Annotated in this window: 8 protein-coding genes; 1 reads left to right on the top strand and 7 read right to left on the bottom strand. The window is 45.2% G+C overall.

Going from position 1 to position 4064, the window contains the following annotated elements:
* Positions 1 to 312 precede the first annotated feature (312 nt).
* Positions 313 to 1032 carry a DNA/RNA nuclease SfsA gene (gene sfsA / locus PX482_RS11645; protein WP_002756827.1) on the top strand — a complete coding sequence of 240 codons (720 nt, stop codon included), beginning with the start codon at positions 313 to 315 and terminating at the stop codon, positions 1030 to 1032.
* 133 nt (positions 1033 to 1165) lie between these two features.
* Here sfsA and PX482_RS11640 read toward each other — a convergent pair whose 3' ends face one another.
* From PX482_RS11640 to PX482_RS11610, 7 genes are all read right to left on the bottom strand, one after another.
* Positions 1166 to 1777 (bottom strand): NYN domain-containing protein, encoded by a 612-nt coding sequence (locus PX482_RS11640; protein WP_002756828.1) that lies wholly within the window; start codon positions 1775 to 1777, stop codon positions 1166 to 1168.
* A 22-nt stretch (positions 1778 to 1799) separates the two neighbouring features.
* Positions 1800 to 2468, bottom strand: coding sequence for an energy-coupling factor ABC transporter ATP-binding protein (locus tag PX482_RS11635; protein ID WP_002756829.1), 669 nt, complete (start codon positions 2466 to 2468; stop codon positions 1800 to 1802).
* Between the two features lie 172 nt (positions 2469 to 2640).
* Positions 2641 to 2910 carry a UPF0367 protein family gene (locus PX482_RS11630; RefSeq protein ID WP_002756830.1) on the bottom strand — a complete coding sequence of 90 codons (270 nt, stop codon included), beginning with the start codon at positions 2908 to 2910 and terminating at the stop codon, positions 2641 to 2643.
* 207 nt (positions 2911 to 3117) lie between these two features.
* Entirely contained in the window at positions 3118 to 3336 is a 219-nt protein-coding gene (locus tag PX482_RS11625) for a type II toxin-antitoxin system HicB family antitoxin (protein WP_002756831.1), read from the bottom strand.
* Entirely contained in the window at positions 3336 to 3557 is a 222-nt protein-coding gene (locus PX482_RS11620; RefSeq protein WP_002756832.1) for a type II toxin-antitoxin system HicA family toxin, read from the bottom strand. The genes PX482_RS11625 and PX482_RS11620 overlap by 1 nt, the downstream gene beginning before the upstream one ends.
* 22 nt (positions 3558 to 3579) lie before the next feature.
* Entirely contained in the window at positions 3580 to 3720 is a 141-nt protein-coding gene (locus PX482_RS11615; protein ID WP_002756833.1) for a type II toxin-antitoxin system HicA family toxin, read from the bottom strand.
* Between the two features lie 35 nt (positions 3721 to 3755).
* Positions 3756 to 3944, bottom strand: a complete 189-nt coding sequence (locus PX482_RS11610; protein WP_288023615.1) for a type II toxin-antitoxin system HicB family antitoxin — start codon at positions 3942 to 3944, stop codon at positions 3756 to 3758.
* Positions 3945 to 4064: the final 120 nt, after the last annotated feature.

Raw genomic sequence — 4064 nt, 5'->3', positions numbered from 1 at the left:
ACTAACTCTTTTGGTTAGAACAAGATAAACTTGAGAATCTTCGGTCAAATTTATTGACTCAAAATCAGCTATACTTAATTTAAATGAAACAGCCCTACCTTGATAAGGGGGGTGCCGATAGGCGGGGGGATTCCCCCTGCCCCCCTTGATAAGGGGGGTGTCTGACAACTTTTAACGCCTACCTACTTATGAATTGGGTAGTGGGGTAGTGGGGAATTTAGCTGAAATTTCCCTATCTCCCCATCTCCTGTCTTCAGGTTAAGCTCCCAAAAAAAGGCTATTCTTTACCTTATATTCCTCGGCAGAAATTTCATGACTCCCTTGTTAGTTCACACTTACCCTTCTCTTGTCAAGGGTATTTTAATTAAACGTTACAAACGCTTTTTTGCCGATATACAATTGGACAACGGAGAATTAATTACGGCCCATTGCGCTAATACCGGACCGATGACGGATGTATGCGTAGAAGGTCAACCGGTTTATCTTTCTCGCAGTGATAACCCGAAGCGAAAATTAGCTTATACCTGGGAGATGATTCAACTGGGGGAGACTTGGGTGGGAGTTAATACCAATCTTCCTAATCAGGTGGTGAAAAATGCCCTGTTGCAAGGAGTTTTTCCCGATTTGGTCAAAAATGACACCGAAGTGCGGTCGGAAGTGGCCTACGGTCAAAATAACGGCAGTAGAATTGATTTTCTTTTGACCCATGGGGATAATTCCCTCACCTATATCGAGGTCAAAAATACCACTTGGAATCAGGGAGAAACGGCACTTTTTCCCGATACTGTCACCACGCGAGGACAGAAGCATTTACAGGAATTAATGGCTTTATTGCCGGCAGCGGAGGCGATTATGCTCTACTTTATTAATCGGGGTGATTGTGACCGATTTGCTCCGGGGGATAGTAAAGATGCTAAATACGGGCAGTTATTGCGTCAAGCAGTGGCTAAAGGAGTCAAGGTTTTACCCTGTCGCTTCCAAGTGACACCCACGGGAATTAATTATTTAGGTTTAGCAGAATTGCAGCTGTGAAACGAGTAGTTGAGAGCGGCCGGCTTTTGACAAAATCCCCCGAACCGCAACTGACCTTTAAAAACCTAGAGACACAGTTAGTTACCTGTGCCTCTACGGGGGATTTTTGTCGATACATATTTGAGGTAATTTGTCAAGGTTTTTGATAACTAATTCCGTGGCGCATTTTCTCTAATTTCTGTTGCACCTGAGCATCGAGAGAATGGAATAAAAAACGCCCTTTGGGACTTTGAGAAGAACTCTGGGATTGTCTCAGACGACGACCGGTTAAATCCACCTCGATTTCGAGACGTTGAGCGGAAATCCACTGGGCCCCATAACCCATAACGGTCATTTTTTGGGCATTATCAGAGGTAGCGACGATAATCCGTCCGATAGCTGGGGCGCGATCGTGCCAAAAATCGGCGCAGGTTTTCTCGATATAGGTGTCGGCGGTTTGAGCGTGAGCGGTAAAATAAACCGATAAATGGTTAGTGTAGCGTTCTTGGCTGCCGGGGGTATCTTGAAGGTAGGAATCGAAGACGATTTGGGTTTGATAACCCTGGTGGTGGGTGTAACCGATTAGGGTTTCAATTAACTTGTCTCGCGCCGGTTCGAGACCGTGGCGATCGCTAATTTTTTTCAGGGACGGCCAAGCGCCGATGACGTTGTAGCCGTCAACCAGCAGAAGGGAACGATCAGAGGAATTAACCATGGCTTTGAGAGTGATTGGTGTGGCATTAAGGGCAGTTCTAAAAAACAGCATCCTAATGATATTAACAAAAAATTTAAGATTCTCCCGCCGCACTTGCCAATAATCTCGCTTTTAATTCTAGGGCATTTCCCTGATCCGTTACCTTGCCCCCCTCTAACAAAAATGCTCCATCGCTGTAATCCAATTCATCAAGGCGATGAGTCACCCAAAGGGCTGTAATACCTCGGTTTTTGACCAAGTTCTGCACTTGAGAGACTAATTCTAGCTGGGTATCCCCATCCAAAAGGGCGGTGGGTTCATCAAAGAGCAAAACCTCGCAATGACGAGCTAAAGCCCCGGCAATGGCGATTCTTTGCTTTTGTCCGCCACTGAGAGCATATATCGGTCGTTTTTCCATTTCTAATAAATTCACCGCCCCTAGGGATTCCCGCACCCGGGCCCGAATTGCCGGCGTGGATAAACCCTCGGATACCAACCCAAAAGCCACATCTGCCCCCACTGTTGGCATAACTAACTGATGGTCGGGATTTTGAAAAACAAAACCGAGGGGGTTAGGTATCTCTATTTCCCCGCGACTAGGTTTTAATAATCCCGCTAAGAGCCGCAGCAGGGTTGATTTACCGCTGCCATTTGTCCCCAACAACATCCAAAATTCTCCTCTGGGAACTTGCAAAGAGCAGCCATTTAATACTGATTTCCCATTCGGCCAGCTAAAGCAGAGGTCTGTTACTTTTATAGTCATGAATTATCAGCCTTTTCAGTTATCAGTTATCAGTTATCAGTTAAGTAGGTACGCGTTAAAAGTTGTCAGACACCCCCCTTATCAAGGGGGGCAGGGGGGATCCCCCCGCCTATCGGCACCCCCCTTGATAAGGGGGGCAGGGGGGATATGAGAACTTTTAACACCTACCTACTTATTCTGTGGCTAAAGCGACAAACCCCGGCGCTCTACCGGTGGAGGCAGCCCCAGATTTTTGTGACACAATCACCGCACTGATCTGATCGCTCAAAACCGCCACCTTTTTATCGGTTTGTTTTTCGCAGGTTAATTCTAATAATTCCGGATTTGGCGATCGCATAGCGTTAATAATTGTTTGATACAAAGCGTCTGCTGCTGCTTCTTCCTTGCGCTGCACGGAAATGGGGATGGGCGAGAGTTTCAGGGTAATATCGATCGAATACATAGTTTAGCGTTCCCTTCCAAAAAACAAGTCAAAAACCATTGTATAGCAGGGCTTGGGTGTTGGGGTTTTAGGGTATTAGTGATCAGATGTGGGTTTTCAGTTCACTGATTGCTGTTCACTGTGGGGATAACCCTAGCATCATCACCGATTAACTCTCGGCAGTCGGTGTGCAGAGGCGTTGTTATGCCCCAGGACCGAGCAGGAATATCAAGCGACCGATCTTGTTCTGGGTTCGGGAATCACTTCACCTTCTGTCCGCCAGGCTTCCAAGTACATTTCAATCACTTCTTCTCCGTTGTGGATAGCCTCTTGACGAGTTTTGCCATGAGTACAAGGCATGACGACAAGATCAGAAAACTCTGGGATCGTTACTAGGAAAAGCTGATCCTCATCAGACCACTGAACAATCATGCTGTATTTATTCATTAATCTCCATCCTCTCGCAACTCTTTCAGTTCAGTCAGTAGTTTTGCCAGTTGTTTTTCTAGGTAAAGTGGGACATCATCTCCATCTTTGCCCGGGATTGTCAGTGTTTTTCCGATCAAAGGATGTCTCCAACGTTCATGGCTACCCTTGCCCCGTTTGGGTAAGTAAACAAATCCTTCACGGACAATTTGAGCTTTCAACTCTCGGATCTTTCTAGGCATGGAAGCATCTGATCATTCCACTCTATTCTCTCACTTCTCTCTTCTTTAAGCCATGTTTAGGAAATGGAACAGTAGTTGCACGTCCATCTTCAGGACAGAATTGTTTATGGGAGCCTTTCTGACGTACCTCAACAAAGCCAAGACTTTCTAAGATACGAACCACTTCCTGTGGTTTCAGAACAGGTATATTGCTGATGATTACTGTGTACCAACAAATACTGTTTTAAATTTTGTTTGTTCATCCTCAAGGAGCATTTCTATCACTTCACAAAGATTTGTCTGTAATTCATCTAAAGTTTCACCTTGAGAATTTGCTCCTGGAAAACCAGGGACATAACCCACATAAAGATTAGTATCAAAATCTTTTGGTTCTTCGGTTTTTGTTATGCAATGGACGGGGGTTATAAGGGATGGAACCCTTATATAGAAAGGCATTTGGCGATTTTTGTCAATTATTTTTGCTCTAGAGCGAACTAATCAATTAAGTCTCTTGCCAGATAAGGATTT

Source organism: Microcystis sp. M53602_WE12, assembly GCF_030065455.1.
Taxonomy (GTDB): Bacteria; Cyanobacteriota; Cyanobacteriia; order Cyanobacteriales; family Microcystaceae; genus Microcystis; species Microcystis aeruginosa.
Note: the sequence above shows the minus strand (reverse complement) of the source record. Positions and strands in the feature narration are given on the sequence as shown.

Coding starts and splice junctions, on each gene's coding strand:
- PX482_RS11625 (WP_002756831.1), bottom strand. CDS start 3,336: ATGAATAAATACAGCATGATTGTTCAGTGGTCTGATGAGGATCAGCTT.
- PX482_RS11635 (WP_002756829.1), bottom strand. CDS start 2,468: ATGACTATAAAAGTAACAGACCTCTGCTTTAGCTGGCCGAATGGGAAA.
- sfsA (WP_002756827.1), top strand. CDS start 313: ATGACTCCCTTGTTAGTTCACACTTACCCTTCTCTTGTCAAGGGTATT.
- PX482_RS11630 (WP_002756830.1), bottom strand. CDS start 2,910: ATGTATTCGATCGATATTACCCTGAAACTCTCGCCCATCCCCATTTCC.
- PX482_RS11620 (WP_002756832.1), bottom strand. CDS start 3,557: ATGCCTAGAAAGATCCGAGAGTTGAAAGCTCAAATTGTCCGTGAAGGA.
- PX482_RS11640 (WP_002756828.1), bottom strand. CDS start 1,777: ATGCTGTTTTTTAGAACTGCCCTTAATGCCACACCAATCACTCTCAAA.